Below are 26058 nucleotides of genomic sequence, written 5' to 3'. Positions count from 1 at the left end.
ATGACCGCATCCGCCCCCCTTGCATCCAAGCTTTCCGCCTTGCTGGCGGCCCGGGTCGTGCCCGTGCTGCGCTATACCGACGCCGCCACCGCCGCCTATGCCGCCGAAGTGGCCGTGGCGGCCGGCTGCACCACCCTGGAACTGACCTGGACGATTCCCGGCGTGACCGACCTGGTGCGCGCGCTGCGCGACAAGCACGGCCCCAGCCTGCTGCTGGGCGTGGGCACGGTGCTGGACGAAAGCCAGGCGCGCGACGCGCTGGTGGCCGGCGCCGACTTCCTGGTGTCGCCCGCCCTGGCCACCGACATCGTCGACCTGGCGCACGCCGCCGACGCCCTGTGCCTGCTGGGCGCCTTCACGCCCACCGAAGTGTTGGCGGCCCGCCGCGCGGGCGTGGACGTGGTGAAGGTGTTCCCGGCCGACACCGGTGGCCCCAAGCATCTGGCCGCGCTCAAGTCGGTGTACCCCGACACCATCTTCTGCCCCACGGGCGGCATCACGCAGGACAACATGGGCACGTATTTCGCGGCCGGCGCCGGGCTGGTGGGCATCGGCAGCAATCTGTATGACAAGGCCGCGTTCGCCGCGCGCGACACCGCCGCCCTGGTGGCGCAAATCACCCGCACCCGCGAGGCCGCCCATGGCTGACTTCGACTTCGACATCGTCGCGCTGGGCGAACCCCTGGTCGAACTGAACCAGACCCAGAAGGGCCACATGCAGTATCTGCAAGGCTACGGCGGCGATACGTCCAACGCCGTCATCGCGGCGGCCCGCCAGGGCGCGCGCTGCGCCTATCTGACGCGGGTGGGCAACGACGCCTTCGGCGCGCAATTCCTGGACCTGTGGAAAACCGAAGGGGTGGATACCTCGGGCGTGCAAAGCGATGACGACGCCCACACCGGCCTGTATTTCGTGCAGCACGGACCAGACGGCCACGCCTTCAGCTACCTGCGCCGGGGTTCGGCCGCCAGCCTGATGACGCCGGCGTTGCTGCAAAGCGGGCTGATCGAGCGCAGCCGCTTCCTGCATGTGTCGGGCATCAGCCTGGCGATCAGCACCAGCGCCTGCGACACGGTGTTCGCCGCCATCGAACGCGCCCATGCCGCGCAAACCCAGGTCAGCCTGGATTCCAATCTGCGGCTGCGCTTGTGGCCGGTTGACCGCGCCCGCGCTATCCTGCGCGAAACCATGCGCCAGGCCGATCTGTTCCTTCCCAGCATGGACGACATGCAGCACCTGACCGGCAACAACGACCCCGAACGCACGCTGGACTGGATCCGCGACGGCGGCGCAACCGGCGTGGTGGTGCTGAAGCTGGGCAAGGACGGTTCCATCATCGACGACGGCAAGACGCGCACGCCGGTGGCCGCCCTGCGCGTGGACGCGGTGGACGCCACCGGGGCGGGCGACTGCTTCGCGGGCAGCCTGCTGGCGCGGCGCAGCCAGGGCGATAGCTGGGAAGACGCGGTGCGCTACGCCAACGTCGCGGCGGCGCTGTCCACGCTGGGCTATGGCGCGGTCGACCCGCTTCCGCGCGCGGAACAGGTGCGCGAACGGCTGAAATCGCCAGGCGGCTGAACACCGTCCGGCAGGGTAGGGCGGTAACGGGGACGGATTCAGTTCCGTTCCTGATCGTCCCTTTTCCCTGCCATTGGCGCAGCCTTCAAATTTCAGGCTAAAATGCCAAGTTATCCGAATTTTTCCGCCAGCCAGCTTTCCGGTTGTGCGGTGACTTTATTTCCGCAAAATCAACAGGAGAATCAACATGGCTGAACGCAAACGCGTGCGTCGTAACACCCTGGAACGCCGTTGCCTGGGCAAGGCCTTCAAGCGCTTGTTCGTCAAGTCGCCCAAGGGTGTTTTCAAGATGCTGGAAAAGATCAAGCGCGTCTAATCAACGCTCTTGGTTTTGAAAAATCCCCGCAGGGCTCGCGCCTTGCGGGGATTTTTCTTTGGGGGCGTACTTCTTTGCGGGCGTTCTTCTATCAATCGCCCGCCGGCCCCAGCTTCGGGGTAATGAAATCCATGAACGCGCGCGTCTTCGCGGGTTGGATGCTTGACGGGAACACCACATAAATCGAGATCGGGTCCACGGACCAGCCCGGCAGCACCCGCTTGAGCGAGTTGCGCTTGATGATCGGGTCCAGCGCCTGGCAGTGCGGCATGCGCGTGATGGCCAGGTCCAGCCCGGCCAGCATGCCGGCGATGCTCATGTTGTTGGCCGCCAGGTGGCCGCTGACCGGCACCACTTCGCTGACGGTGCCGTTGTGCAGCGTCCAGTGCGAATGGGCGTCGTCGATGGTGGTGCGCAGGCACTGGTGTTGCGTCAGTTCGCTGGGCGTCTTGGGTTCGCCGTGGCGTTCCAGGTAGCGGTCGGACGCATACAGGTAGTTGTCCAGCGACACCAGTTCCTGCACCACGGCGCCGGCCGGACGCCCGGAGGCGCCACCATTGCCATTGCCATTGCCGTTGTCGCTCGTGGCGGTGGAAAAGTCCGAGTCGCGGCCAAAGCGCAGCACCACGTCAAACGGCGTGCCTTGCGCGTCGGACGCGGTCATCATGCTCAGATCGAATTCGCATTCCACGTCCGGGTAGCGGTCGGTGAAGTCCTTGATGGTTTCCGGCAGCAGCCAGATCGCCAGGCTGAAGGGCATGGACACGCGCAGGTTGCCCGACGGACCGCCCGACAGCGACAGCAGTTGTTCATGCGCCAGCCGCGCCTCGTCAATCAGCCCTTGGCAGCGGCGCATATAGGCCGCGCCCGCCTCGGTCAGGTCCAGCCTGCGCGTATTGCGGTTGATCAGCCGCAGCCCGATGGCGCGTTCCAGTTCGCTGATGCGCCGCGAGAGCGTGGACGTGGGCATATCCAGCGCGCGCGCCGCCAGGCTGAAGCTCTTGCGCTTGGCAACCTCTACGAACAAGGCGATGTCATTGAGCTGGACGGTCGAAGCTTCCATAGGCATTCCGGTTTTTGGCCGCACGAGTTTACGCCACTCCCGCCTGCGTCCCCATGCAAAAAAATCGCGAATAGCGCCCCAAAAATCCACGGGTTGACAGATTTGATTGCAAATTTGCATGCCATGGCATCGGTTAGGGTTGGCATATCCCCTACACTTCAGGCGAAAAGAAGCAGACCAAGACCGCAGCGGTGGCACGACGATCGCAAAGGGGCATAGCAGGCATGACCGATACACCAACGTTTTTCACCGTTCTAACGCCCACCTACAACCGGGCGGGCACGCTGCACCGGGTGTATGAATCGCTCTCCCGGCAGACATTCAGGGACTTCGAATGGGTGGTGGTGGACGATGGTTCCACCGACAACACGCACGAGTCGATTCTGGCCTGGCAGGCGCGGGCGGATTTCCCCATCCGCTACATCTGGCAGAACAACCAGCACAAGAAAACCGCCTTCAACCGGGGCGTGCGCGAAGCGCAGGGCCAGATGATCGTGGCCCTGGACAGCGACGACGAAATGCCGCCCGATGCGCTGGCCATTTTCAAAGAAGCCTGGGACGCCATCCCGCCCGCGCGCCGCGATTCCTATGTGGCGATCACGGGCCTGTGCGCGCGGCCCGACGGCAGCATCGTGGGCGATCGGTATCCGCAGGACGTGTTCGACAGCACGGCGGTGGACGTGTATTTCCGCTATCGCATCAAAGGCGAGAAATTTGGCTGTATGCGTACCGACATCCTCAGGAAGTTTCCGTTTCCCGAGGACGTCGCCGGTTTCGTGCCGGAAAGCCTGGTGTGGTGGGCGGTGGCGCGCGCGGGCTATCTCAGCCGCTTCATCAACCGCGTGGTGCGCACGTATCACGACACGCCGGGCGGCCTGTCGCAAGGCGCCGTGTCGGTGGGCAGCAACGCGCAGGGCCTGTATCTGCTGGCCTGGGACATGCTGCAGCACCACCTGGAGTTCTTCCGCTACCGGCCGCGCGAATTCGTCATGGCGGCCGCGCGGTACACGCGCTTTCGCCTGCACTTGAAGCATTCCGGCGTGCCCACGGCGGTGGGCGCGTACCGGCTGACCAACCCCATGGCGACATTCATGGTGGCGGCGATGTGGCCCGTGGGCTATGCGCTGTACCGCCGCGACCGGCGCCGCGGCGTGGCCTAGGGCGCACTGGGTGCAGTGGGCACGGCAGGCGCGGACGCGCCATGCCCCAGGCCCAGATACACCTCGACCACGCGTGGGTCCACCGCCACCTCGGCGGCGGGGCCTTCCAGCGTGACGGCGCCCGTTTCCAGCACATAGGCGTAGTCGGCCACTTGCAGCGCCGCGCGCGCGTTCTGCTCGATCAGCAAAATCGATACGCCCATCTCGCGCAGCCGGGCCACGATGCGGAACACTTCGCGCACGATGCGCGGCGCCAGCCCCAGGCTGGGTTCGTCCAGCATCAGCAGGCGCGGCTTGGCCATCAGCGCGCGGCCCACCGCCAGCATCTGGCGTTCGCCGCCCGACAGGGTGCCGGCCAGTTGGGCATGCCGCTCTTGCAGGCGCGGGAACAGTTCATAGACTTCCGCCAGCGTCTTGTCCTGGTCGCGCACTCCGCTGCGAAAGCGGTGAAAGCCGCCCAGCATCAGGTTGTCTTCCACCGTCATTTCGGCGAACAGTTCGCGCTTTTCGGGCACCAGGTTCATGCCGGCGGCCACCATTTCCTCGATCTCGGCATGTTCTTGCGGTTTGCCGCCGAAGACGATGTGGCCGGTGGACGGCAGCACGCCCATGATCGCGGACAGCAAGGTGGTCTTGCCCGCGCCATTGGGGCCGATCACGGTCACGATCTGGCCTTCGCCCACCGTCAGGCTGACGCCCGACACGGCTTCCACCTTGTCGTAGGCCACGCGCAGGTCGCGCACTTCCAGCAGATTCGCGCTCATCATTCCACTCCGCCCAGATAGGCTTCAAGCACCGCGGGGTTGTTCTGAATCTCGGCGGGCAGGCCCTCGGCGATCTTCTCGCCAAAGTCCATGACCACCACGCGGTCCACCAGGCCCATCACGAAGTCCATGTCGTGTTCAACCAGCAAGATGGCCATGCCTTCCGCGCGCAGCTTCTTCAGCAGTTCGGCCAGTTCGCATTTTTCTTGATAGCGCAGCCCGGCCGCGGGTTCGTCCAGTAGCAGGATGCAGGGGTCGGACGCCAGCGCGCGCGCAATTTCCAGGATGCGCTGTTGCCCCAGCGCCAGCGAGCCCGCTTCGTCGTGCAGATGCTTGCCCAGCCCCACCCGTTCAACCTGGCGCGCGGCTTCGGCCAACAGGCGCGCCTCTTCGGCCCGGTCCAGGCGCCAGGCGGCCGGCAGCACGCCGCGATGGCCACGCAGGTGCGCGCCGATGGCCACGTTTTCCAGCACGCTCATGCGGCCCAGCAAGCGCACGTGCTGGAAGGTGCGCGACAGGCCCAGCCGCGCAATCTTGCGCGCGCCAGCGCCAGCCACGGACTGACCCAGCAACGTCACTTGCCCGGACGTGGGCGTGTCCACCCCCGAGATCTGGTTGAACATCGTGCTTTTGCCCGCGCCATTGGGACCGATCAGCGCCAGGATTTCGCCCGCGCGTATCTCCAGGTTCATGGCGTTGTTGGCAACCAGGCCGCCGAACTTGCGCGTCACGTCCACCGCCTTCAATACCACCTCGCCCCGCGCCGGCATGGGCTTGCGCGGCAGCGGCTCGGCATTCATGTCCAGGCGGCGCACGGGCTTCTTCACGCGGATCCAGCGCGTCAACAGCGGCCACAACCCGCTGCGCGCGCGGTGCAGCAGCAGCACCATGCCGAAGCCGAACACGATGACTTCAAAGTTGCCGGTCTGGCCCAGCAGCTTGGGCAGCCAGTCTTGCAGCCATTGCTTGGCCACGGTGAACACGCCCGCGCCGATCAGCGCACCCCAGACCTGGCCCGCGCCGCCGATGACGGTCATGAACAGGTATTCGATGCCCATCTGCAAGCCGAAGGGGTTGGGGTTCACGAAGCGCTGCATGTGGGCGTACAGCCAGCCCGATGCGCAGGCCTGCAACGCCGCGATGATGAAGATCACCATGCGCGAACGCGCCGTGTCCACGCCCATGGATTCCGCCATCACGCGTCCGCCCTTGAGCGCACGGATGGCGCGGCCTTCGCGTGAATCCAGCAGGTTCTGCGTGGACCACACCGCCATCAGCAGGAAGGCCCAGATCAGGTAATAGATGTTGCCGCCTTCATGCAATGACCAGCCGAACAGGCTGATGGCGGGAATGTCGGGAATGCCGGTGTGGCCGCCCAGCCCTTCGACGGAGCCGAAAGCGAAGTACAGCGACAAGCCCCAGGCAATGGTGCCCAGCGGCAGGAAGTGGCCGGACAGCTTGAGCGTGATGGCGCCCAGCAGGTAGGCGATGACCAGCGTCAACACCAGCCCGGCCAGCAGCGTCAGCCAGGGCGAGGCGCCCAGCCACGCCAGCCACGACGGCAGGGAGTCGGCGCGCGTGGTCAACAGCGCCGTGGTGTAGGCGCCCACGCCCACGAAGGCGGCCTGGCCGAAGCTGGTCAAGCCGCCCACGCCGGTCAGCAGCACCAGGCCCAGCGCCACCAGCGCGTACAGCCCGATGTAGTTCAGCAAGGTCACATAGAAAGGCGGCAGGGCCAGCGGCCCCAGCGCCAAAAGCGCCAAAAACACGAAGAGGATGATGCGGGGATTCATTCGTCTTCTTCCTCGACGTGGTGGCTTTTCAACGAGCGCCAGAGCAGCACGGGAATGATCAGCGTGAAGACGATGATTTCCTTGTAGGCGCTGGCCCAGAACGACGAGAACGCTTCAATCAGGCCGACCAGCACCGCGCCGGCCGCGGCCAGCGGGTAGCTGACCAGGCCGCCGATGATGGCGCCCACAAAGCCCTTCAGGCTCACCATGAAGCCGGAATCGAAATACATGGTGGTGATGGGGGCGATCAGGATGCCCGACACCGTGCCGATCAGCGCGGCCAGAAAGAACGTGGCGCGGCCCGCGAAGATGGGCGAAATGCCCATCAGCCGCGCACCCAGCCGGTTGAATGCCGCCGCCCGCAACGCCTTGCCGTACATCGACCGCTCGAAGAACTGATACAGCACGATGATCAGCAGGGCCGACACCGCCACCACCCAGAGCGCCTGGCTGTTGACGTTGATGGGACCCAGCGCCAGGCTGGCGTCGGAGAACGGCGCGGTGCGCGCACCCTCGGCGCCGAAGGCCAAGAGCCCCAGGCCAACCAGCGCCAGGTGCACGGCGATGGACACGATCAGCAGCACCAGCGTCGAGGCCGAGGCGATCGGCTGGTAGAACAGCCGGTACAACTGCGGCCCCATTGGCACCACCAGCAACAGTGTCAGCAAGGCCTGCACGGCCATCGGCAGTTGCGCCAGCGGCAGCCGGTACAGCAAGGCCGCCAGGATCAGCGGATAGATCGCCTTGGCCGCGATGCGCCAAAGCCCACGGGACCGGCCCGGGCGCTTGGCCCGCGCCATGAGGTCGGCCACGGCTTCGGCCAGCGCGAACGCCAGCAGCAACCAGACCAGCAGCACGGGCTTGCCGGCCTGGATGGCCGCCATGGTCAGCGCGCCGAAGGCGACGAACTCGCCCTGGGGGATGAAGAGCACGCGGGTAACGGTGAAGACCAGCAGGATCGACAACGCCAACAACGCATAGATCGCGCCGTTGGTGATGCCGTCCTGCCCGAGTATCAAGGCGATCTGAGCATTCATGCGAAAAGGTCCAAGCCGTTACTTCACGAGCGTCCAGTTGCCGTCTTTGACGGTGATGAGCTCGCGGCCGCGGTCATCAAAGCCGCTGTGGTCGGCGGCGCTCATGTTGTAGACGCCCTGCGTGCCCACCAGCTCCTTGGTTTGTTCCAGCGCGTCGCGCAAGGCGCTGCGGAACTCCTTGGTGCCCGGCTTGCCGGCCTTTTCCGCGATGGGTACGGCCTTTTCCAACAGCAGGCCGGCGTCGTAGACGTTGGCGCCGAAGGTGGCGGGCTTGGAACCGTTCAGCTTTTCGTACGCGGCGATGTAGTCGGTGGCGACTTTCTTGGACGGGTTGCTGTCGGGCATTTCCGGCAACACCAGCATCAGGCTGGCCGCCAGCACCGTGCCTTCGACCTTCTTGCCGCCCAGCTTCAGGAAGTCGGGCAAGGCGGCGCCGTGGGTTTGATAGAACTTGCCCTTGTAGCCTTGATCGAACAGCGTGGTTTGCGGCAGCACGCTGGCGGCGCCGGGGGCGGCCACCAGCACGGCGTCGGGCTTGGCGGCCAGGATCTTCAGCGCCTGGCCCGTGACCGAGCTGTCAAAGCGCAGATAGCGTTCGTTGGCGGTGATCTTGATGCCTTTCTCGGTGGCCAGGCCCGAAAAAACCTTGTACCAGTTTTCGCCATACGGGTCGTTCAGACCGATGAAGCCCACCGTCTTGATGCCGGTCTTGGCCATGTGGTCCACCAGCGCGCGGGCGATGATGTCGTCGTTCTGCGTGGTCTTGAACACCCACTTCTTCTGTTCGTTCATGGGCAGCACCACGGCTGCCGTGCCCACCGGCGCCAGCATCGGCACGCCGGCTTCGGCGGCGAACTGGATCACGCCCATGGCGTTGGGCGACCCCGACGGGCCGATCAGCGCGTCCACCTTCTGTTCCGAAATCAGTTTCTTGAACGCCGTGACCGAGTTGGTGGAGTCGCTGGCGTCGTCCAGCGAGATGTATTCCACGGTCAGGTCGCCGATTTTCTTGGGCAGCAGCGGCACGGTGTTCTTCTGCGGAATGCCGACCAGTGCGGTCGGGCCGGTGGAAGACGTGACGACGCCGACTTTCATTTGCGCCAAGGCGGGCAGGGCGAACAGGGCGGCAACGGCGGCGGCCGTGACCAGGGGGAGTTTCTTCGACAGCATGGCAAAACCTCCGGATAGGGAGCAGAGTGGGGGTGCAGCTGAAAAGCGGAGAAAACAGGAACAGCGTGGGGACTGCGGGAATTACTTGTTGCTTAAAATTTCTAACCTGCAAGGATCAGCACTGTAGACGGGCTCTTGGTGCTTACCTATCCGTCAAAACCCGAAGCATGCACGGCGCAAGGCTCACTAGATGGTGATGGAGCTGACGCTGGCGCCGCCGCAGACGAACAGCGTCTGGCCGGTGACGAAGCTGTTGGCGGGGTCGGCAAAGAACATCACGGCGCGCGCCACGTCGTCGGACCGGCCCAGCCGCTTGACCGGAATCCCGTTGGCCAACTGCTTTTCGCGTTCGCTGCCGGGTTCGATCACTTCGTAGAACATGTCTGTCTGGATGGGGCCGGGCGCCACCACGTTGACCGTGATGCCGTAGGGCGCAAGTTCCAGCGACCAGGTACGCGCCATGCCGACCATGCCGGCCTTGGTGGCCGAATAGGCGGTGCGCGTGGGCAGGCCCAGCGCGCCGCGCGACGACATCATCACAATGCGGCCGAACTTGCGCTCCTGCATGCCGGGCAGCGCCGCTTGCACCAGGCTGATTGCCGCGCCCAGGTGAATCTGCGTCAACCCGTGCAGCTCTTCCTGCGTGACCTGCGGCAGCAGATTCGGCCAGATGACGCCCGCGTTGTGGATCACGTGGCTGATGGGAAACTTGGCGGCCGCTTCCTGGCCCGCCTGCGCGGTGGCGTCGGCGTCCAGCAGGTCCACCTGCATGTTGTGCAGGCGCGGGTGGCTGAAGTCGGCGGCGCGGCGCGCCATCGAAATCACTTCATAGCCGGCATCCAGCATGCTGCGGCAGATCTCGGCGCCAATGCCGGCGCTGCCGCCCGTGACCAGCGCTACGTTTTTTTGAGTCATGCGTGTCCTTGGTGGGTGTGAACCGTGGCAGCGGTTCAGGCTTTCGGCGCCAGCGCCAGCACGCGCAGCGGGCTGCCCGAGCCGCTGCGGATCTTCAGCGGGGCAGAGAAAATCACCGCGCCCGTCGGCGGCAACTGGTCCAGGTTGGTCAGGCACTGCAAGCCGTAGCGGTTGTTGCCGTGCATGTAGTAGTGGCAGGGGTAGGGCGGGTTCAGGTGATGGGCCTGACCGGCATCGGTGCCCACCGATTCCGTGCCGAAGCCATGCACATCGCGTTCCTTGATCAGCCACGGCACCACATCCGCGTCGGGGCCAGGCGAGTGGGCGCCGTCTTCCTGCATGTTCAGGTATTCAACCGGCTTGGCGCGCTTGGACCAGTCGGTGCGCATCAGCACCCACGAACGCGCGGGGATGCGGCCATGCTTTTCTTCCCAGGCCTTGACGAAGTCGATGGTCAACAGGAAGTCGGGGTTGTCGCGGGCCTCGGCGGAACAGTCGATGACGCAGGCGCTTGCAATGAAGGCGTCGATGGGGATGGTGTCGACGGTGTTGTCGGGCTGGTCCTTGCCCGACACCCAGTGCGCGGGTGCGTCGAAGTGGGTGCCCGTGTGTTCGGAACACGAGAAATTGTTCCAGTACCAGGCAGGGCCGCGCTCGTCATAGCGCGAGATCTCTTCCATGCGGAAGGGCCAGGCCTGGCCGAACTCCGGCGGCAGCACGATGGTGGGGAATTCCGGCGTCAGCGTCTCGGTCAGGTCCACCAGGCCGATGCGGCCGGTGACGAGTTCCGTCATGAATTGGGCAAGAATGTTCTGGCTCATGCTGCGGCTCCTGGGTGTGGGCGCGTCGCTTGCGCGGTGCGCCGGAGGGAATCTGGGGCGTTGTCTTGGGGGCAGTGGCGTGGCGGGCGCGGTCAGGCGCCCAGCTCGCGTTCCAGCCCCTTGGGGTTGTCGGCTAGGCGTGCACGGAATTCCTGCGCCACGTCACCCACATACACGTCTTCCACGCCGTCCTTCAGGGCCCGCACGATGGCGGAGGCGATGGCGGCGGGGGCGACGCGCGGCGGCGGCGTGCGCTGTTCCCATTCGTGGTCGACAGGGCCCGGGAACACATTCACGACCCGTACGCCCGCGCCGCGCATTTCAGCGCGCAGGCACTGGGCCAGCGACAGCGCGGCGGCTTTGGAGGCCGACCACATGCCGCGCGACGGCAGGTTCATGTGCGCGTAGATGGACAGCACGTTGACCCAGGCGGTGGCGTTGTTCACGCCGTCGGCGGCGCGGCCGCACAAGGCGGGGCCGAAGCTTTGCGCCAGGCGCATCAGGCCCAGCACGTTCACGTCCATGGCGTCGCGCGCGGTGTTCACGTCCTTGCGGTAAAGCAGGCCGCCTTCGCGTTCCAGGTCGGCCGTGTTCACCAGGATTTCCACCTTGCCGCCGATGGAAGCGGCAAGCCGGTCCACGGAATCGGAGTCGGTCACATCCAGGGCAACCGACTGCACGCGCGGGTCGGCGGCCAGCGCGTCAAAGGCGGCGTCGCGCTTCCAGGCTTGCGCGTCGCCCAGGAATACCGTGGGGCAGCCCGCGTCCAGCAAGGCCCGCGCCACGGCCTGGCCCACGGCGGTCTTGCCGTCGGTGACCAGCGCGCGGCGGAATTTCGGGTCGCACGAGGTTTCGCGCAAGGTCTTGTCGTCTTCCATGTTGGGCGTGTTCCTTTCAGGCAGGGCGATCATCACGGCTTGGCCGCTGCGGTCCAGTTTCAGGGCCAGCCGCACGCGGGTGCCGTCGGCGCAATCCTGGTGCACGTGCGCCACCACGGACGGGCCGGCGTCCATCACCACCGTGCCGACGCGCCAGGGCAGGCGTTCGCGGAAATACAGGTCGTTGCTGTGATGCAAGGTGGTGCTGACCAGCAGCACGCCCTTGGGGTCGGCTGGACGCCAGGGCAGGTGTTCCGACAGGCAATGGCCGCAGACTTCGCGCGGCGGGTATTGCACCGCGCCGCAATCGGCGCAGGTTTGCAAGTCGAAGCGGCCTTCGGCGGCGGCGGCCGTCAGCCCCAGCGCCGTGCGGCTGCGCGAGCCGGGCGGCAAGGTGGGCTGGCGGGTGCGCGCAACCGGGTTCTTCCGGGGCGGCTTGGCTAGCGGCTCGGTCATGCGTCGCTCCTTGCCAGGATGGCCGCGGCGGTGCATAGCCCACGGTCGTAATTGATCATGCCGAAACCGCTGACCATGCCGATGCGGGCATCCGGAACTTGCGTGCCGCCCGCCGTGCCGGTCAGTTGGCGCAGCGCTTCGACCATGCCCAGGTAGCCGCCGGCGGCGCCTGCCTGGCCCACCGACAACTGGCCGCCGTTGGTGTTGAAGGGAAAGCTGCCGTCCACGGTGAACGTGTGGTCGCGGACGAATGCCGGCGCGGCGCCTTTTTCGCAAAAGCCCAGGTCTTCGATCTGCATCAGGTTGATGACGGGGTAGTCGTCATAGGCTTGCAGGAAGTCCATGTCGGCGGGTGCGGCATTGGCCTGGCCGTAGAGCTCGTCCACGTCCATCGTCCAGCCGCCGCGCGTCTGGATCGGGTCCTCGATCCAGGCGTTGTGGCGTTCGATGGTGGACAGGATGCGGGCGTAGGGCAGGTTCAAGGCGCGGGCCTGGTCTTCGCGCATCACCAGGAAGGCGTCGGCGCCCGCGCAGGGCATCACGCAGTCGAACAGATGGATAGGGTCGGTGATGACGCGCGCGTCCAGGTACTGCTGCAACGTCAGCGGCTTTTTCATCAGGGCGTGCGGGTAGCGCAGCGCGTTGTCGCGTTGGGCCACGCACAGCTTGCCGAAGTCTTCGCGCGTCGCGCCCGTGGTGCGCATGTAGTGCGCCGTCAGCAGCGCGAAGCTGGCATTGGGGCCGCCCGCGCCATAGGGGTAGACGGCGTCCTGCGCAAAGCGCGAGAACTGGCTGACGGTGTTGCGAAACGAGTCCACGTGGTTGGTGTCGCCGGCGATGCAGGCCACGATGTTCGCGTCGCCCGCCTGCACCGCGCGGGCCGCGCGGCGCAAGGCGGCCACGCCGCTGGCGCCGCCCATGGGGATGTGATCCAGCCAGCGCGGGCTCATGCCCAGGTGCTGAACCAGACCCACGGCGGTGTCGGGCGCCAGCGTGAAGCTGGACACGCACAGGCCGTCGACATCGGTCTTGGCCACGCCGGATTGCCGGATCAGCGCGCCCAGCGCGCGGCCCAGCCACCAGTGCGCGGCGTGAGTGGAATAGCGTTCGTACGGAATGGTGACGGGCAGGGCCGCCACGATGCCGTCGTATCCCAGGCGGCTCATTTGGCAGACTCCAGGCGGGCAGGCTCCTGGCGCTTTTTCATGGCGTTGGTGTCGATGCAGCGCGCCGTGCCGGGCAAGGTCGGCGCCAGCGCTTTCATTTCGCCGCGCTGGATCTTGTTGGTGGTGGTCAGCGGCAGGCTGTCCACAAACGCCACATACCCGGGCGCCTTGTAATAGGCCAGTTGTTGCAGGCACCACTGCACGATGCCGCGCGCGGCCTCGGCCATGGCGGCGTCATCGGCGGGCAGGGTTTCGGGCACGACGCAGGCCAGCACTTCGTCGCCGCGCAGCGGGTCGGGCACGGCGGCCACGGCGACGGCCTTGACCAGCGGATGCTGCATCAGCACGCTTTCCACTTCCACGGCCGAGATGTTTTCGCCGCTGCGGCGGATCACATTCTTCTTGCGGTCCACGAAGCGCAGCGCGCCGTCGGCTTCGCGGCGCACGATGTCGCCGGTGTGGAACCAGCCGTCCTGCCAGGCTTCGTCGGTGGCGGCCGCGTCCTTCAGATACCCGGCAAAGAAGCCGTAGCGCGGGTCGTCGCCCGCGTGGCGCACCAGCAGTTCGCCGGGCTCGCCCACGGCGGCGGGCTGGCCGGCGTCGGTCACGATGCGGACCTGCACATCGTCTTCCTCGCGGCCGAAGCTGCTGGTGCCGATGTAGCGGGGTTCCTGGTTGGCGATGATGACGGCGCCCGCGCCGGTCTCGGTCATGGCCCAGGCTTCCAGCAAGGGGAAGCCGAAGCGCGCTTCAAAAGGCGCGTGCAGGGTGCGGTCCACGCCCGCGCCAAAGCCGAAGCGGATGGCGGGCTGCAAGTCGCGGTCGGATGGAGCGGCCTTCATCAGGATGGCGGGCATCACACCCAGGTAATGCAGCACGGTGGCGCCGGAGTCGCGCACGCTGTCCCACCAGGTCTTGGGGTGGAAGCGGTCTAGCGGAATCAGGCAGCCGCCCGTCAGCACCATGGCCATGGCGGAATACGCCATGGCGTTCATGTGCACCAGCGGCAGCGGGGTCAGCATGCGTTCCTGGCCGGGGCGCAGCGCGGCCAGCCCGCCGATGCGCGCATACCAGCCGCCCGCGTGCAGGAAATAGCGGTTGGGCAGGATGCAGCCCTTGGGGCGGCCCGTGGTGCCGGACGTGTACAGCAACGCGCATTCGCTCAGTTCGGTGGGCGCGGTGTCGGCCAGCGGCGCGGCGAAGGGCGCTGGCGGGGGCGCGTCGTCCGGGCCCATCACACGCAAGGGGCGGCCGGCGCGTTCGGCGGCGGCCCGCAGGTCGGCGTGGCGCTCGGGCAGCGCAATGGCCAGGGCGATCTCGGAGTGGCCCGTCAGGTATTCCAGTTCGGCCGCGCGCAGGTCCGGGTTGATCGGTACGACCGACACGCCCAGCGCATTCAACGCGAACCAGTGCAGGAAGAAGGCGGGACGGTTCTCCAGCAGCAGCCCCACGCGATGGCCGTGGCCGTAGCCCGCCGCCGCATAGGCGGCGCGCAGCGTTTCAATGGCGTCGGCCGCGCGGCCATACGAGAGTTCGCCGGCGGCTATGCCGTAGACATTGGCCGTTTCCGGCAGGATGCACAAGAAGGGTTGTGCGCCGTAACGGGCGGCGGTGTCGCTGAAAGCCTGATGGACGGTGGTGCTCACAAGCCGCTCCTACATGAACAATTGAATGTTGCCAAAGGCGGCATCGCAGTTGACGAGGTCAACGCGCTTCAAGCGGATGCGCAGCGCGCCGTCCTGTTCCACCAGGTGGTGCGTGGCCCAGCCGGCGAAGAGCGTCTGCGTGTCCTGCCGGGTTTCAACATAGTGAAAGGCGGTGCGCACCACATGGCGGCCTTCATCCGGCGAGGAATCGGGGTGGCCGTGTTCGACGGTGGGCGCTTGCAGCAGGTGATGGCAGCGGCTTTTGGGCTGCTGCGAAAACGTGCGCTGGCCGGCAAGGCGTTCCACGCGCACGCGCAGCAGCAGCTTGTCTTCGTACATCAGGGAAGCGTGCAGCTTCGGGTCTGTCTGGCCATGCGCCAGCGGCATCCAGTAGTAGCCGTCTTCGGTGTACAGGTTCAGCCAGTCTTCAAAGCGCAGCTCGTCCAGGAGGCGCGCTTCGGCGTAGACAAAATCGATCAACTCGCGGTCGCTTGCGCTCATACCGACTCCGATCCGGTCATGTAGCGGCCCCATGCGCGGTATTGGTTGCGCATCTGCCATTCGTTGGTGCCGTTGGTGGTGACGTTTTTCTGGCCGGCTTCGTCGGGCGTATACAGCCGGCCCACATTGACCCAGTCGCGCGCGCGGGAATTCAGGCCGTCTTGGGCGCGTTCATACATTTCCAGGTCGTCATGGCCGACGACGGACGTGGGCGCGTTGATCAGCCGGTTGTACATCAGCGTGCGTTCCAGCAGCAGGTCGGGCGCGCCGACCAGGCGGAACGTCCAGGACTCGACCAGCGTGCGGTCGGCGGCGATGGGCTTGAAGATGCGCAGCGTCTGGATCGGACCTTTCACCATGATGTTGGGGAAGTACACGGTGTTGTGACGCACGTCGCCCAGGATCTGCTTGGCGCGTTCTTCGCCGTAGGCGGCAACCATCGAATCCCAATAGCCCGGCACGCCGGAATACGAGGCATGGATGGAGTCCGACACGCCGGTATGGCCGTGGCCGTTTTCCCACACGCGGATGCCCATATTCTCGAAGAATTCATAGGGCGAGATAAACGGCGCGAACAGTTCCACCGCCATGGGCTTGGGCGTGCCTTCGGGCGCCTGTTCCCACACCTTCACCGCCGTGCCCGCCGACGATTCATGCGCCACCATCGGGTGGCAGGTGTCGGTCTGGTTGTCGACCAGCATCTTCCAGTTGCAGCGGTGCATGTAGCGCAGCACGCCGCCGGCCACTTCCAGCCGGCCTTCGGGCGAGCGGTCCACCATGTTGTCCAGCGTGGACAGCGATTCGCCAAAGAAGTCCTCGAACGACTGGCCTTCCGGGTTCAGTCGGCAGAACACGAAGCCGCGATGGTTCTTCACATCCTTGACGGCCGCCATGCCCTGGCTGGCTTCGCAGTTTTCCAGGCCGGTGTTCTCGTAGCCCTTTTTCAACGGTATCGACAGCAGGCTGCCGTCGGTCTTGAATGTCCACGCGTGATAGGGGCAGCGGAAGAACTTGCCGGTGTTGCCGCAGGCATCGCCCGCCACCATCGTGCCCTTGTGGGGGCAGCGGTTGTGCAGCACGCGCACGCTCTTGTCGCTGTGGCGCACCATCACCACGGGCTGGTTGCCGACGGTGGTGGTGATGTAGTCGCCGTTGTTCGGCACCTGGCTGTCGTGGCCGACGTAGACCCAGGTGTTGGCGTACAGGCGCTCCATTTCCAGCTCGAACAGTTCCTGGTCGATGAACAGGTCCTTGTGCACTTCCGTGTCGCGCAGCAGGGCGCGAATGGCGTCGGGGTTGTCGCGGTATTTGGCCATGGTCGCTTCCTTGTCGTCGGGCCGGCGGCCTTACAGGTCCAGCACCAGGCGCTGCGATTTCGCGCGCGAGATGCAGATCTGGATGATCTTGCCGCTGGCCTTCTCGGTGTCCGAGAGGTAGTAGTCGCGATGGTCGGGCTCGCCTTCCAGCACCGTCGCCTGGCAGACGCCGCATTCACCGCGCTTGCAGTCGTACATCGGGTCGCAGCCTTCTTCTTCCATGACGTCGACGATGGTCTTGTCGGCGGGGATGGTCAGCGTGCGGCCGGACTGGCGCAGTTCCACTTCAAAGGGCTGGTCGCCGGCTTGCGCGGCGGCGGTGACGAAGAGTTCAAAGTGGATGTGGGCATCCGGCCAATGGCGCGCCTTGGCGCCGGCGATGACGGCGTCGATCAGGCCCTTGGGGCCGCACACGTACAAGTGCTGGCGGGGGTTGGAGGCGGCCAGCAACGCTTGCAGGTCGAAGCGGCAGGACGGGTCGTCGTCTGCGTGCACGGTCAGGCTGCAGCCTGCCAGCGCTTCCAGTTCGGGCAGGAAGGCCAGTTGATCCTTGCTGCGGCCACAGTAGTGCAGATGAAAGTCGCGGCCGGCGGCTTTCAGCGCGGCGGCCATGGAGGCCACGGGCGTGATGCCGATGCCGCCCGCGATCAGCACCACGGGCTCGTCGCCTGCGGGGGATTCATGCAGCGGGAAATCGTTCTTGGGGCCTTCGACGCTAAGCGTGGCGCCTTCGGCCAGCGCGTGCATGTGGCGCGATCCGCCCTGGCTGGTTTCCTCCAGCCGCACACCCAGCCGGTATTCCGTGGGCTGCGCGAACTGGCCGGCGTCGGGCGTCAGTTGCACCAGCGAATAGCAGCGCGGTTCGCGCAAGCCTGGCACCGTTACTTTCAGGTGCGCGCCGGGGCCGAAGGCGGGTAGCGGCCCGGCGTCTTCGCGCGCCAGGCGGAAGGATCGGATCAGCGGCGACTCTTGCCGGACTTCGCGGATGATGAGTTTCAGTGTCTGCACGGCGTTTGTCTCTATCGGTATTCCGGTATTCGGGTCGTGGGATCAGGCCGCCAGCTTTTCGGCCAGTTGGCGTTCCATGGGGCCGCACTTCTCGTCGGCCAGCGCGGTGTCGCGCAAGGCGCGCAACGAGGCGGCGGCGTCGGGCCGGCCCACCAGTTGTTCGGCCGCCGCAAGCAGTTGGCGATACTTGCCGCCACCGCGCACGTGCGTATCGCTATAGCCCTTGACCAGGCGGCGGCAGTTGACGGCTTCAACCGCCAGCGCGTAGTCCCGTGGCACCAGCCGGGTGATCAGGTCCAGCCACTGCTGCAAACCTTTGGATTCAATCTGATGGCGCAGCGTGCGGCGGCGAAAGCGGCGCATGCCGGCCAGCGAATACAGCATCAGAAAGCCGCTTAGCGTGCCGCTTTGCATCAGCCGGCCCTTGCCCAGACGGCGTTCCACAAAGCCGCCGAAGGACTTGGAATTTTCCAGCCAGCGGCCCAGGCCCGTGGGCAAGGTGCCGCAGATTTCTTCCAGGCGCGGGTGCATGTAGTCGGTGGTCATCACCAGTTGATCCGGCCGTGCCCCCACTTCGCTGCGCACCCGTTCAAAGCGTGTGCCACGTGTTTTCAGATCGGCCACGCGGATCACGTCGTCATAGGCCATGGCGGTGGCGACGTAGCGCGCGGCGGCACAGGTCAGCGCCCATTGCTGGGCGTCGCCGCCGTGTTGCGCATCCAGGTCGCGCAAGGCCTTCATGTGGCGCAGATAGTCGGCGGCGTAGGCGGCGTCCTGGAATTCAAGCTGGCGGCGCACGCCGGCCGTCAGCATGGGCTGCGCACAGGCGGGGAAGTCGCGCTTGATGGTGTCCAGCAGGGCTTGCGTCTTCGGGCTGGCGGCGCGCTCGGGTACGTCGGGTACCGGGCGCGTCAGGTCGATGGCGGCGGGTTGGGCGGGCGCCTGATGCGCCGCGTCGAAACCCAGCGCGAAGGCGCGCAGGCTGGCGTCCACGCCCAGTCCGGCGCGACGCACGGTGGCTTCGAAATCTTCGCGCGTGAAGGGCAGCGCGCCGCTGCCGGCCACCGCGCCAAACAGGCTGGCGCTGATGACGCTGCCGGCGCGGTCGGCCAGGTCCTGCAGGTCGAAACACAGGAAGCGCTTGGCGGCGGCGCGGCCGGCCTCCAGCACCTTGTTGGGGTCGGCAATGCCGTTGCCGGGCGCCGACTTTTCGCTGACGGCGTAGCTGCGATGCGACGAGGACAGCAGTACGGTGCGTTCCGGCGTGACCAGGCCGCGCTGGATGGCGCGGCCGCCTTCCATCAGTTCAGCGGCCACCACCAAGTCCACGTCGCCGGGCGTGGGCATCAAGGCCAACGCCGGTGCGCGGCCGGCGCGGGCCACGTCGGCTTCGGGCAGCAGTTCCAGGTAGTAGATGGTGGCGCCGGTGCGCTGCGCCACGCCAGGCACCGAGGTGGTCTGCGCCCACCAGCCGGCGTGCTCGGCCATGTCGACGATCCAGTCGGCCAGCACGCCGCCGCCCTGGCCGCCCATGGCCAGGATGGCGATCTTGATCGGGTTGCCTTGCTGCATTGCCACCGGGTTCATGAAGGGCTAGTCCTTACAGGGCGTATTGAGCCAGCCGCGCGGCGCGGCGGCGTTGCAGGAAACCGATGACCGCGCCGCGCACGCGCGCCAGGAAACGGTCGGTGCCGGTTGGGTTGTGCACGATGTCGGCGCGGTAGAAAGACGGGCACAGCACGGCGGCATGGGCCACTTCGCCGCAGTTGCCGCAGCCGACGCAACTGCTTTCCACATGCGCCACGGGGTCTTCCTTCAAGGGGTCGCCGCTGTCCTTGACCGACAAGGACGGGCAGCCCGACAGCCGGATACAGGCGTGGTCGCCGGTGCAGACGTCGGGGTCCACGCCAAAGCGTTCCTTGACCATGCGGCGGCCTTCCTTGACAGCCTTGTTGAACAGCGGCTTCACGCGGCGCTGCTTGTTCAACATGCATTCAGACTGCGCGATGATGACCTTCGGACCCTTGATGTCGGTGGTCAGCGCTTCTTCGATCGTGGCGCGCACCTTGGCGACGTCATACGTGCGGTCCAGCGTGCGCACCCACTTCACGCCCACGCCGCGCACGGCATGGTCGATGGGATTGTTGGTGGACCGGTCGGGGTTGTCGGCGCGCGACGACAGAATGTCCTGCCCGCCCGTGGCCGAGGCGTAGAAGTTGTCGACGATGACGATGACGCCGTCGTACTTGTTGAAGACCGCGTTGCCAATGCCGGACGACAAGCCGTTATGCCAGAAGCCGCCATCACCCATGATCGAGATGGGCCGCTTGGCGGCGGGCACGTTGAACGCCGCCGCGCTGGACGCGCCCAAGCCGTAGCCCATGGTGGTGGCGCCCAGGTTGAAGGGCGGCAGGATGGAAAACAGGTGGCAGCCGATATCGCACGAAATATGGTGCTGGCCCAGCTTTTCCTGTGCCAGCGTCAGCGCGGAAAAGATGGGGCGTTCGGGACAGCCCGTACAGAAGCCGGCGGGGCGCGGCGGCACCACCGAGGCCAGGCCCTGCACCTGCTTGTGGAAGGTGATGGGCTGTTCGACCGGTTTGGTGGCCGGAGTGGCAGGCTTCGGTCGCGAGACTTCCGTGATTTCCAGTTGGCGGGTTGCGACTTGTGCTTCGGCCTGTGCATCCACCGCCACCGCCGCATGCGTCTGCAGCGATTCGGGGCGATGGCGCTTCAGGAATTCGCGCAGACCGTCACGCATCACCTGCGTGGTGTATTCGCCCGCCATCGGCAGCACGTCCTTGCCGGACAGATGCGTGTCGATGCCCGCCTTGCGCAGCACGGCATGCAGGTTCTGTTCGATGTAATCGGGCTGGCCTTCTTCCAGCAGCAGCACGGCGCGCTTGCCACGGCAGAACTCGGTGACCTCGTCTTCAATGACGGGATAGGTCACGTTCATGACGTAAAGCGGAATGCGGCTGTTGCCGAAGTTGTCGGCCAGGCCCAGGAGTTGCAGCGAGCGGATGACGCCGTTGTACAGGCCGCCTTGCAGGATCAGGCCGATATCGTTCTGATCGCCGTCAAAGTGCTCGTTCAGCTTGTGCTCTTTGATGTAGCGGATGGCGGCGGGCCAGCGGTCCTTGATCTTTTCCTGTTCGTGCAGGAAGGACGCGGGCGGCAGCACGATGCGGCTGGTGTCGCGCGCCGGGCTTTCCAGCGCCTGGGCCAGCGAGAACGTGGGCCGCTTGTTTTCCTTGGCGATGAAGCGGCCATGCACGTGGCAGCCGCGAATGCGCAGTTGCAGCATGACCGGCGTCTTGCTGGCTTCCGACAATTCAAAGCCGTCTTCCACCGCCTTGACCATGCTTTCCAGGTTGGGGCGCGGGTCCAGCAGCCAGATCTGCGATTTCATGGCGAACGCATGCGAGCGCTCCTGCATGATGGACGAGCCTTCGCCGTAGTCTTCGCCCACGATGACCAGCGCGCCGCCCGTGACGCCGCCTGATGCCAGGTTGGCCAGCGCGTCCGAGGCCACGTTGGTGCCCACGGTGGATTTCCACGTGACGGCGCCGCGTATCGGGTACATGACGGAGGCGGCCAGCGTGGCGGCGGCGGTGGCTTCCGAGGCGCTGGCCTCGAAGTGCACGCCGAGCTCTTGCAGGATCTCGTTGGCGTCCGCCAGCACGTCCATCAGGTGCGAGATGGGCGAGCCCTGGTAGCCCGCCACATAGCCCACGCCCGATTGCAGCAAGGCTTTCGTGACGGCAAGTATGCCTTCGCCGCGAAACTCTTTGCCGGCGCCAATTCGCAACTGCTGGACTTCTTTCTTGAAAGACCTTTCAGCCATCTCGAACTCCTGGTCGGGCCGGCTTACCGGTCCTCAAGCCTTGCTGCCGTGCAGCATCGTCGTGTCACGAAAATTTCCGTCTAAAAAATACTTTAGGAGTCAACGTTTTAGCTGTCAACAAAAAAGATGAAATTTCATGGAAATCAAAAAATATCACGCGAAAACAAGGATGTATATACTGGTTGTTCTCTAGCTACCCGCCGTGTTTTCATCCCCGGCATGGTGCAAAAACGGGTTGCGATTCGGGGTATACCCTGTGCTGCGCAACAGCATTGCGGCACATCATGGCGCGCGTTTGCGCCGTCGTGGTGCAATGCGCTTTGCGGCCCTGGGCCGTTCACGAAATTCCGGTGCGTGGGAGCACAGCAACATGCGGTTGGACAAGCAGCGGGACACCCTTTTGACCGGTCGCGGTACGTCGGGGCCGCGTTTCGTCGACGGCTATCTGGCCTATCTGCTGGCGCAGGCCAGCCAGCGCATCTCGGCCGAATTTCATCTGCAGGTGAAGGCGGCCGGGTTGTCGGTGACTGAATGGCGGGTGCTGGCCAGCCTGGAAGGCAGCCCCGGCGAAACCATCGGCACCTTGGCGGTGCTGGCCATCACCAAGCAGCCCACCTTGAGCAAGGTGGTGCAGCGCATGGAAGCCGATGGCCTGGTAGCGCGCACGGGCGTGCGGGCAGACCGCCGGCAAACGCGCGTGTGCATCACCACCAAGGGCACCAACCTGATCGCCGCCTTGTGCGAACAGGCCTTGCAGCATCAGAAAGCGGTGCTGGCGCCATTCGGCGAAGAAAAAGCGGCGCTGCTGATCGACATGCTGGAAGTGCTGATGACCGAGCACGTGCCGCTGGAGTTGCCGATCGACGACGAGGAATGAGCAGCGAGGCATCCTCGTCCGTTGCATCGGCGCACTCGAACACTGTTCGACCCAATTATTTTGTTACTTGCATATACGTCCCTTAATAGATCCCCCTCTGTGAAAAGGGGTCACGGTACGCATAAACCCTGAATTGACGGGGGTCTTGGGGCTAGGCACACTCGCGCCGGTATTCAGACTAATGTCAGGAGTTAACCCACTATGCGCCGCACTTTGATTGCTATCGCGATCGCCGCCGCCGTGGCCGTGCCCTCGATCGGGCAGGCCAAGACTTTCCGTTGGGCCGCCCAGGGCGACATTCTTACGTTCGACCCGCACTCGCAAAACGAGGGCATGACGATCGCCGCCAACAGCTACATCTACGAACCGCTGGTGGACTACGACAAGACGTTCAAGGTGGTGCCGCGCCTGGCCACGGAATGGGAACAACTGTCGCCCACCCTGTACCGCTTCAAGCTGCGCCCCGGCGTGAAGTTCCATGACGGCGCCGCCTTCACGGCGGACGACGCGGTGTTCTCGATTCACCGCGCCATGGCGCCCACGTCGAACTACAAGGCCTACACGACCGGCATCAAGGAAGCGCGCAAGGTCGACGACCTGACGATCGAGATCGAAACGTCGGCGCCCAACCCGGTGCTGCTGCGCCAACTGACCAACGTGTTCATCATGAACAAGGCCTGGTCGGAAAAGAACAACATCGCCAAGCCGCAGGACTACGTCAACAAGGAAGAGACCTTCGGCGCGCGCAACACCAACGGCACCGGCCCGTACAAGTTGAAGACGCGCGAAGTGGACGTGCGCACCGTCTTTGAAGAAAACAAGGACTGGTGGAACAAGGCCGGCAAGGTTGGCAACGTGACCGAAGTGGTGTTCACGCCGATCAAGCAGAACGCCACCCGCACCGCCGCGCTGCTGTCGGGCGAAATCGACTTCGTGCTGGACCCGGCCGCGCAGGATCTGGAACGCCTGCGCCAGGCGCAGAAAGTGGTGGAAGGCAACGAATACCGCACCATCTACCTGGGCCTGGACCAGAAGCGTCCGGAGTTGCAGTACTCGAACATCAAGGGCAAGAACCCGTTCCAGGACATCCGCGTGCGTGAAGCGCTGTACCGCGCCATCGACGTGGACGCCATCAAGCGCGCCGTGATGCGTGGCCTGTCCGCGCCCACCGGCACGATGATCGCGCCGCAGGTGCATGGCTGGTCGGAATCGGTGCACAAGCGCGTGCCCTACGACCCCGCAAAATCTCGCGAGCTGTTGAAGGAAGCCGGCTACGACGGCACCCTGAACTTCACGCTGGACTGCCCCAACAACCGCTACATCAACGACGAAGCCATCTGCCAGGCGGTGGTTGGCATGTGGGCCAAGGTGGGCGTGAAGGCCACGATGAACGCCATGCCGCGTTCCACGTACTTCCCCAAGGTGCAGTCGTTTGACACCAGCGCCTACCTGTTCGGCTGGGGCGTGCCCACGTTCGACGCGATGTACTCGTTGCAGAACCTGATCCGCACCAAGGGTGAAGGCGCCGACGGCATGTACAACCTGGGCGGCTACAGCAACAAGGAACTTGACGTGATCATCGATCGCATCAAGACCGAGACCGATCCGGCCAAGCGCGACGCCGACATCATCACCGTGCTGCAAGGGCACGCCAAGGACTTTGGGCATATCCCGCTGCATGACCAGGTCATCCCCTGGGCGATGCGCAAGAACGTCACGGTCATCCACCGTGCCGACAATCGCCTTGTTGCCGATTGGGTCAAGGTTGACTGATCCCGGCTAACCAGACGGCGTGGAGCCTACCCGGCTCCCGCCGTTTTGCTTTTGGTTTTTCCCGCCTATGTTTGCTTTCATACTGCGCCGCCTGTTGCAGGCCGTAGCGGTGATGCTCACCGTCGCGCTACTGGCCTTTGTGCTTTTTCAATACGTCGGCGACCCTGTCACCATCATGCTGGGGCAGGACGCCACCGACGCCGAGCGCATCGAGCTGCGTGAGCGCCTGGGGCTGAACGAGCCCGCCATCGTTCAATTCGGCCATTTCGTGGCCAACGCCGCGCAAGGAAATTTCGGCATCTCCCTGCGTCAGAGCGAACCCGTTTCCACCCTGTTGAAATCCCGCTTGCCGGCCACGCTTGAGCTATCCATGGTGGCGGCCTTGCTGGCCTTGGTGGTGGGCGTGCCGCTGGGCGTGTACACCGCGCTCAAGCGCAACAGCCTGGTGTCCCAGATGCTGCTGGCCGGATCCTTGTTGGGCGTATCGCTGCCCACCTTCTTGATCGGCATCCTGCTGATCCTGGTGTTCTCCGTGCAACTGGGCTGGTTGCCCAGCTACGGCCGAGGCGAAACCGTCGCCGTGGGCTGGTGGACGTCGGGCCTGTTCACGGCCACCGGCTGGAAGCACCTGATCCTGCCGTCCATTACCTTGTCGCTCTTCCAGATGACGCTGGTGCTGCGCCTGGTGCGTTCGGAAATGCTGGAAGTGCTGCGGTCGGACTACATCAAGTTCGCTCGCGCGCGGGGCTTGAAGCGTCGCGCCATCCACTTCGGCCATGCGTTGAAGAACACCATGGTGCCCGTCATAACGATTACCGGCTTGCAGTTGGGCGGCATCATCGCCTTCGCCATCGTCACGGAAACCGTGTTCCAGTGGCCGGGCATGGGCTTGCTGTTCATCCAGGCGGTGCAATTCGCCGACGTGCCGGTCATGGCCGCGTACCTGTGCCTGATCGCGCTGGTCTTCGTGGTGATCAACCTGGTTGTCGATCTTCTGTATTTCGTCGTGGACCCGCGCTTGCGTTCGGGAATGACTCGCGCCGGGGGGGCTCACTGATGCGCGCCGCACTCAAACGCTGGTGGGACAGCGACATTGCCTGGGCCTGGCGCCGGGCGCCCGTGGCCATTCTGGCAACGCTGCTGTTGGCAATCTTGCTGATCGGCTCGTTCGGCGCCGGCTGGGTCGCGCCCCACAACCCCTTCGACCTGACCACGGTAGAACTGCTGGACGCCTTGTTGCCGCCCGCCTGGGAGGACAACGGCCAGGCCAACTACCTGCTGGGCACCGACAGCCAGGGCCGCGATCTGTTCTCGGCCATTCTGTACGGCACCCGCGTATCGCTCTTGATCGGGCTGGCATCGGTGCTGTTGTCGATGCTGATCGGCATTGTGCTGGGGCTGATCTCGGGCTACGCGGGCGGACGCATCGACGCCTTCATCATGCGTGTGGCGGATGTGCAGTTGTCGTTCCCCGCCATTCTGATTGCGCTCTTGATCGATGGCGTGGCGCGGGCCGCGGTGCCGCGCGACATGCATGAACTGATCGCGTTCCCCGTGCTGATCGGCGCCATCGCGCTGGCCGGCTGGCCGCAGTATGCGCGCACGGTGCGCGGCTCCACGCTGGTGGAGAAAAACCGCGAATACGTGCAGGCGGCGCGCGTGATCGGCGTGGCCTCGCCCGTGATCATGTTCCGCCACGTGCTGCCCAATGTGCTGGGGCCGGTGCTGGTCCTGGCAACGGTGCACCTGGCCACCGCCATCATCACCGAGGCGACGCTGTCGTTCCTGGGGGTGGGCGTTCCGCCGACCGCGCCGTCGCTCGGCACGCTGATCCGTATCGGCAACGACTTCCTGTTTTCCGGCGAATGGTGGATCACCATTTTCCCGGGCGCGGCGCTGGTGCTGCTGGTGCTGTCGGTCAACCTACTGGGTGACTGGCTGCGCGATGCGCTCAACCCGCGGCTGAATTGAG

The 26058-nt window shown here is 65.4% G+C and carries 23 protein-coding genes; 8 read left to right on the top strand and 15 right to left on the bottom strand.

The annotated features are described in order from the left end of the window. The 3 genes from CVS48_RS01645 (at position 1) to CVS48_RS29755 (ending at position 1895) form a co-directional block, all read left to right on the top strand. A complete protein-coding gene (locus tag CVS48_RS01645; protein WP_100852978.1) occupies positions 1-648 on the top strand; it encodes a bifunctional 4-hydroxy-2-oxoglutarate aldolase/2-dehydro-3-deoxy-phosphogluconate aldolase in 648 nt (215 codons plus the stop codon). Next, a complete protein-coding gene (locus CVS48_RS01640) occupies positions 641-1579 on the top strand; it encodes a sugar kinase (RefSeq protein ID WP_100852977.1) in 939 nt (312 codons plus the stop codon). Before CVS48_RS01645 ends, CVS48_RS01640 begins: the two co-directional genes overlap by 8 nt. Before the next feature lie 187 nt (positions 1580-1766). Beyond that, positions 1767-1895 (top strand): hypothetical protein, encoded by a 129-nt coding sequence (locus CVS48_RS29755; RefSeq protein WP_006226408.1) that lies wholly within the window; start codon positions 1767-1769, stop codon positions 1893-1895. 91 nt (positions 1896-1986) lie between these two features. Here the strand turns inward: CVS48_RS29755 and CVS48_RS01635 are convergent, their stop codons facing one another. Continuing rightward, entirely contained in the window at positions 1987-2958 is a 972-nt protein-coding gene (locus CVS48_RS01635; protein WP_100852976.1) for a LysR family transcriptional regulator, read from the bottom strand. Positions 2959-3182: 224 nt separating this feature from the next. Between CVS48_RS01635 and CVS48_RS01630 the strand changes: the two genes are divergently transcribed. After that, the gene (locus CVS48_RS01630; protein ID WP_100852975.1) at positions 3183-4118 is read left to right on the top strand and encodes a glycosyltransferase family 2 protein; all 936 of its coding nucleotides are present in this window, start codon (positions 3183-3185) and stop codon (positions 4116-4118) included. On the opposite strand, the gene CVS48_RS01625 is transcribed toward CVS48_RS01630, so the two are convergent. From CVS48_RS01625 to CVS48_RS01560, 14 genes are all read right to left on the bottom strand, one after another. After that, positions 4115-4882 carry an ABC transporter ATP-binding protein gene (locus tag CVS48_RS01625; protein ID WP_100852974.1) on the bottom strand — a complete coding sequence of 256 codons (768 nt, stop codon included), beginning with the start codon at positions 4880-4882 and terminating at the stop codon, positions 4115-4117. The genes CVS48_RS01630 and CVS48_RS01625 overlap by 4 nt on opposite strands. Beyond that, complete coding sequence (locus tag CVS48_RS01620) at positions 4882-6675, bottom strand: branched-chain amino acid ABC transporter ATP-binding protein/permease (protein WP_100852973.1); 1794 nt, start codon at positions 6673-6675, stop codon at positions 4882-4884. The genes CVS48_RS01625 and CVS48_RS01620 overlap by 1 nt, the downstream gene beginning before the upstream one ends. Further along, the gene (locus tag CVS48_RS01615; protein WP_100852972.1) at positions 6672-7712 is read right to left on the bottom strand and encodes a branched-chain amino acid ABC transporter permease; all 1041 of its coding nucleotides are present in this window, start codon (positions 7710-7712) and stop codon (positions 6672-6674) included. The genes CVS48_RS01620 and CVS48_RS01615 overlap by 4 nt, the downstream gene beginning before the upstream one ends. An 18-nt stretch (positions 7713-7730) precedes the next feature. Next, positions 7731-8882, bottom strand: coding sequence for an ABC transporter substrate-binding protein (locus CVS48_RS01610; protein ID WP_100852971.1), 1152 nt, complete (start codon positions 8880-8882; stop codon positions 7731-7733). A gap of 186 nt (positions 8883-9068) precedes the next feature. Then, complete coding sequence (locus CVS48_RS01605; RefSeq protein ID WP_100852970.1) at positions 9069-9797, bottom strand: SDR family NAD(P)-dependent oxidoreductase; 729 nt, start codon at positions 9795-9797, stop codon at positions 9069-9071. Between the two features lie 35 nt (positions 9798-9832). After that, positions 9833-10618 (bottom strand): cyclase family protein, encoded by a 786-nt coding sequence (locus CVS48_RS01600; protein WP_100852969.1) that lies wholly within the window; start codon positions 10616-10618, stop codon positions 9833-9835. Positions 10619-10710: 92 nt separating this feature from the next. Continuing rightward, positions 10711-11952 (bottom strand): SDR family NAD(P)-dependent oxidoreductase, encoded by a 1242-nt coding sequence (locus tag CVS48_RS01595; protein ID WP_100852968.1) that lies wholly within the window; start codon positions 11950-11952, stop codon positions 10711-10713. Next, positions 11949-13118, bottom strand: coding sequence for a thiolase family protein (locus CVS48_RS01590; RefSeq protein WP_100852967.1), 1170 nt, complete (start codon positions 13116-13118; stop codon positions 11949-11951). Before CVS48_RS01590 ends, CVS48_RS01595 begins: the two co-directional genes overlap by 4 nt. Next, the gene (locus tag CVS48_RS01585) at positions 13115-14764 is read right to left on the bottom strand and encodes an AMP-binding protein (protein WP_100852966.1); all 1650 of its coding nucleotides are present in this window, start codon (positions 14762-14764) and stop codon (positions 13115-13117) included. Before CVS48_RS01585 ends, CVS48_RS01590 begins: the two co-directional genes overlap by 4 nt. A gap of 9 nt (positions 14765-14773) precedes the next feature. Continuing rightward, complete coding sequence (locus tag CVS48_RS01580) at positions 14774-15265, bottom strand: aromatic-ring-hydroxylating dioxygenase subunit beta (protein ID WP_100852965.1); 492 nt, start codon at positions 15263-15265, stop codon at positions 14774-14776. Further along, complete coding sequence (locus CVS48_RS01575) at positions 15262-16581, bottom strand: aromatic ring-hydroxylating dioxygenase subunit alpha (protein ID WP_100852964.1); 1320 nt, start codon at positions 16579-16581, stop codon at positions 15262-15264. The genes CVS48_RS01580 and CVS48_RS01575 overlap by 4 nt, the downstream gene beginning before the upstream one ends. Positions 16582-16611: 30 nt before the next feature. Continuing rightward, positions 16612-17589: a PDR/VanB family oxidoreductase gene (locus CVS48_RS01570; protein ID WP_100852963.1), complete on the bottom strand. Its 978-nt coding sequence runs from the start codon at positions 17587-17589 to the stop codon at positions 16612-16614. Positions 17590-17631: 42 nt separating this feature from the next. Continuing rightward, on the bottom strand, positions 17632-19176 hold the full coding sequence (locus CVS48_RS01565; RefSeq protein ID WP_100852962.1) for an indolepyruvate oxidoreductase subunit beta family protein: 1545 nt from the start codon (positions 19174-19176) through the stop codon (positions 17632-17634). 13 nt (positions 19177-19189) lie between these two features. Next, the gene (locus tag CVS48_RS01560) at positions 19190-21436 is read right to left on the bottom strand and encodes an indolepyruvate ferredoxin oxidoreductase subunit alpha (RefSeq protein ID WP_100852961.1); all 2247 of its coding nucleotides are present in this window, start codon (positions 21434-21436) and stop codon (positions 19190-19192) included. Positions 21437-21806: 370 nt separating this feature from the next. On the opposite strand from CVS48_RS01560, the gene CVS48_RS01555 reads away from it, so the two are divergent. From CVS48_RS01555 to CVS48_RS01540, 4 genes are all read left to right on the top strand, one after another. Continuing rightward, positions 21807-22313, top strand: coding sequence for a MarR family winged helix-turn-helix transcriptional regulator (locus CVS48_RS01555; protein ID WP_100857464.1), 507 nt, complete (start codon positions 21807-21809; stop codon positions 22311-22313). 201 nt (positions 22314-22514) lie between these two features. Beyond that, positions 22515-24086 carry an ABC transporter substrate-binding protein gene (locus CVS48_RS01550; protein WP_100852960.1) on the top strand — a complete coding sequence of 524 codons (1572 nt, stop codon included), beginning with the start codon at positions 22515-22517 and terminating at the stop codon, positions 24084-24086. A gap of 67 nt (positions 24087-24153) precedes the next feature. Then, positions 24154-25143: an ABC transporter permease gene (locus CVS48_RS01545; protein ID WP_100852959.1), complete on the top strand. Its 990-nt coding sequence runs from the start codon at positions 24154-24156 to the stop codon at positions 25141-25143. Continuing rightward, positions 25143-26057 (top strand): ABC transporter permease, encoded by a 915-nt coding sequence (locus tag CVS48_RS01540; protein WP_100852958.1) that lies wholly within the window; start codon positions 25143-25145, stop codon positions 26055-26057. The genes CVS48_RS01545 and CVS48_RS01540 overlap by 1 nt, the downstream gene beginning before the upstream one ends. The last annotated feature ends 1 nt before the right edge of the window (position 26058 follow it).

The sequence above is a fragment of the Achromobacter spanius genome, assembly GCF_002812705.1.
Lineage (GTDB): Bacteria > Pseudomonadota > Gammaproteobacteria > Burkholderiales > Burkholderiaceae_B > Achromobacter > Achromobacter spanius.
Note: the sequence above shows the minus strand (reverse complement) of the source record. Positions and strands in the feature narration are given on the sequence as shown.

Coding starts and splice junctions, on each gene's coding strand:
- CVS48_RS01580 (WP_100852965.1), bottom strand. CDS start 15,265: ATGAGCGCAAGCGACCGCGAGTTGATCGATTTTGTCTACGCCGAAGCG.
- CVS48_RS01615 (WP_100852972.1), bottom strand. CDS start 7,712: ATGAATGCTCAGATCGCCTTGATACTCGGGCAGGACGGCATCACCAAC.
- CVS48_RS01635 (WP_100852976.1), bottom strand. CDS start 2,958: ATGGAAGCTTCGACCGTCCAGCTCAATGACATCGCCTTGTTCGTAGAG.
- CVS48_RS29755 (WP_006226408.1), top strand. CDS start 1,767: ATGGCTGAACGCAAACGCGTGCGTCGTAACACCCTGGAACGCCGTTGC.
- CVS48_RS01550 (WP_100852960.1), top strand. CDS start 22,515: ATGCGCCGCACTTTGATTGCTATCGCGATCGCCGCCGCCGTGGCCGTG.
- CVS48_RS01645 (WP_100852978.1), top strand. CDS start 1: ATGACCGCATCCGCCCCCCTTGCATCCAAGCTTTCCGCCTTGCTGGCG.
- CVS48_RS01555 (WP_100857464.1), top strand. CDS start 21,807: ATGCGGTTGGACAAGCAGCGGGACACCCTTTTGACCGGTCGCGGTACG.
- CVS48_RS01640 (WP_100852977.1), top strand. CDS start 641: ATGGCTGACTTCGACTTCGACATCGTCGCGCTGGGCGAACCCCTGGTC.
- CVS48_RS01630 (WP_100852975.1), top strand. CDS start 3,183: ATGACCGATACACCAACGTTTTTCACCGTTCTAACGCCCACCTACAAC.
- CVS48_RS01620 (WP_100852973.1), bottom strand. CDS start 6,675: ATGAATCCCCGCATCATCCTCTTCGTGTTTTTGGCGCTTTTGGCGCTG.
- CVS48_RS01625 (WP_100852974.1), bottom strand. CDS start 4,882: ATGAGCGCGAATCTGCTGGAAGTGCGCGACCTGCGCGTGGCCTACGAC.
- CVS48_RS01545 (WP_100852959.1), top strand. CDS start 24,154: ATGTTTGCTTTCATACTGCGCCGCCTGTTGCAGGCCGTAGCGGTGATG.
- CVS48_RS01560 (WP_100852961.1), bottom strand. CDS start 21,436: ATGGCTGAAAGGTCTTTCAAGAAAGAAGTCCAGCAGTTGCGAATTGGC.
- CVS48_RS01595 (WP_100852968.1), bottom strand. CDS start 11,952: ATGACCGAGCCGCTAGCCAAGCCGCCCCGGAAGAACCCGGTTGCGCGC.
- CVS48_RS01540 (WP_100852958.1), top strand. CDS start 25,143: ATGCGCGCCGCACTCAAACGCTGGTGGGACAGCGACATTGCCTGGGCC.
- CVS48_RS01590 (WP_100852967.1), bottom strand. CDS start 13,118: ATGAGCCGCCTGGGATACGACGGCATCGTGGCGGCCCTGCCCGTCACC.
- CVS48_RS01565 (WP_100852962.1), bottom strand. CDS start 19,176: ATGAACCCGGTGGCAATGCAGCAAGGCAACCCGATCAAGATCGCCATC.
- CVS48_RS01600 (WP_100852969.1), bottom strand. CDS start 10,618: ATGAGCCAGAACATTCTTGCCCAATTCATGACGGAACTCGTCACCGGC.
- CVS48_RS01610 (WP_100852971.1), bottom strand. CDS start 8,882: ATGCTGTCGAAGAAACTCCCCCTGGTCACGGCCGCCGCCGTTGCCGCC.
- CVS48_RS01605 (WP_100852970.1), bottom strand. CDS start 9,797: ATGACTCAAAAAAACGTAGCGCTGGTCACGGGCGGCAGCGCCGGCATT.
- CVS48_RS01575 (WP_100852964.1), bottom strand. CDS start 16,581: ATGGCCAAATACCGCGACAACCCCGACGCCATTCGCGCCCTGCTGCGC.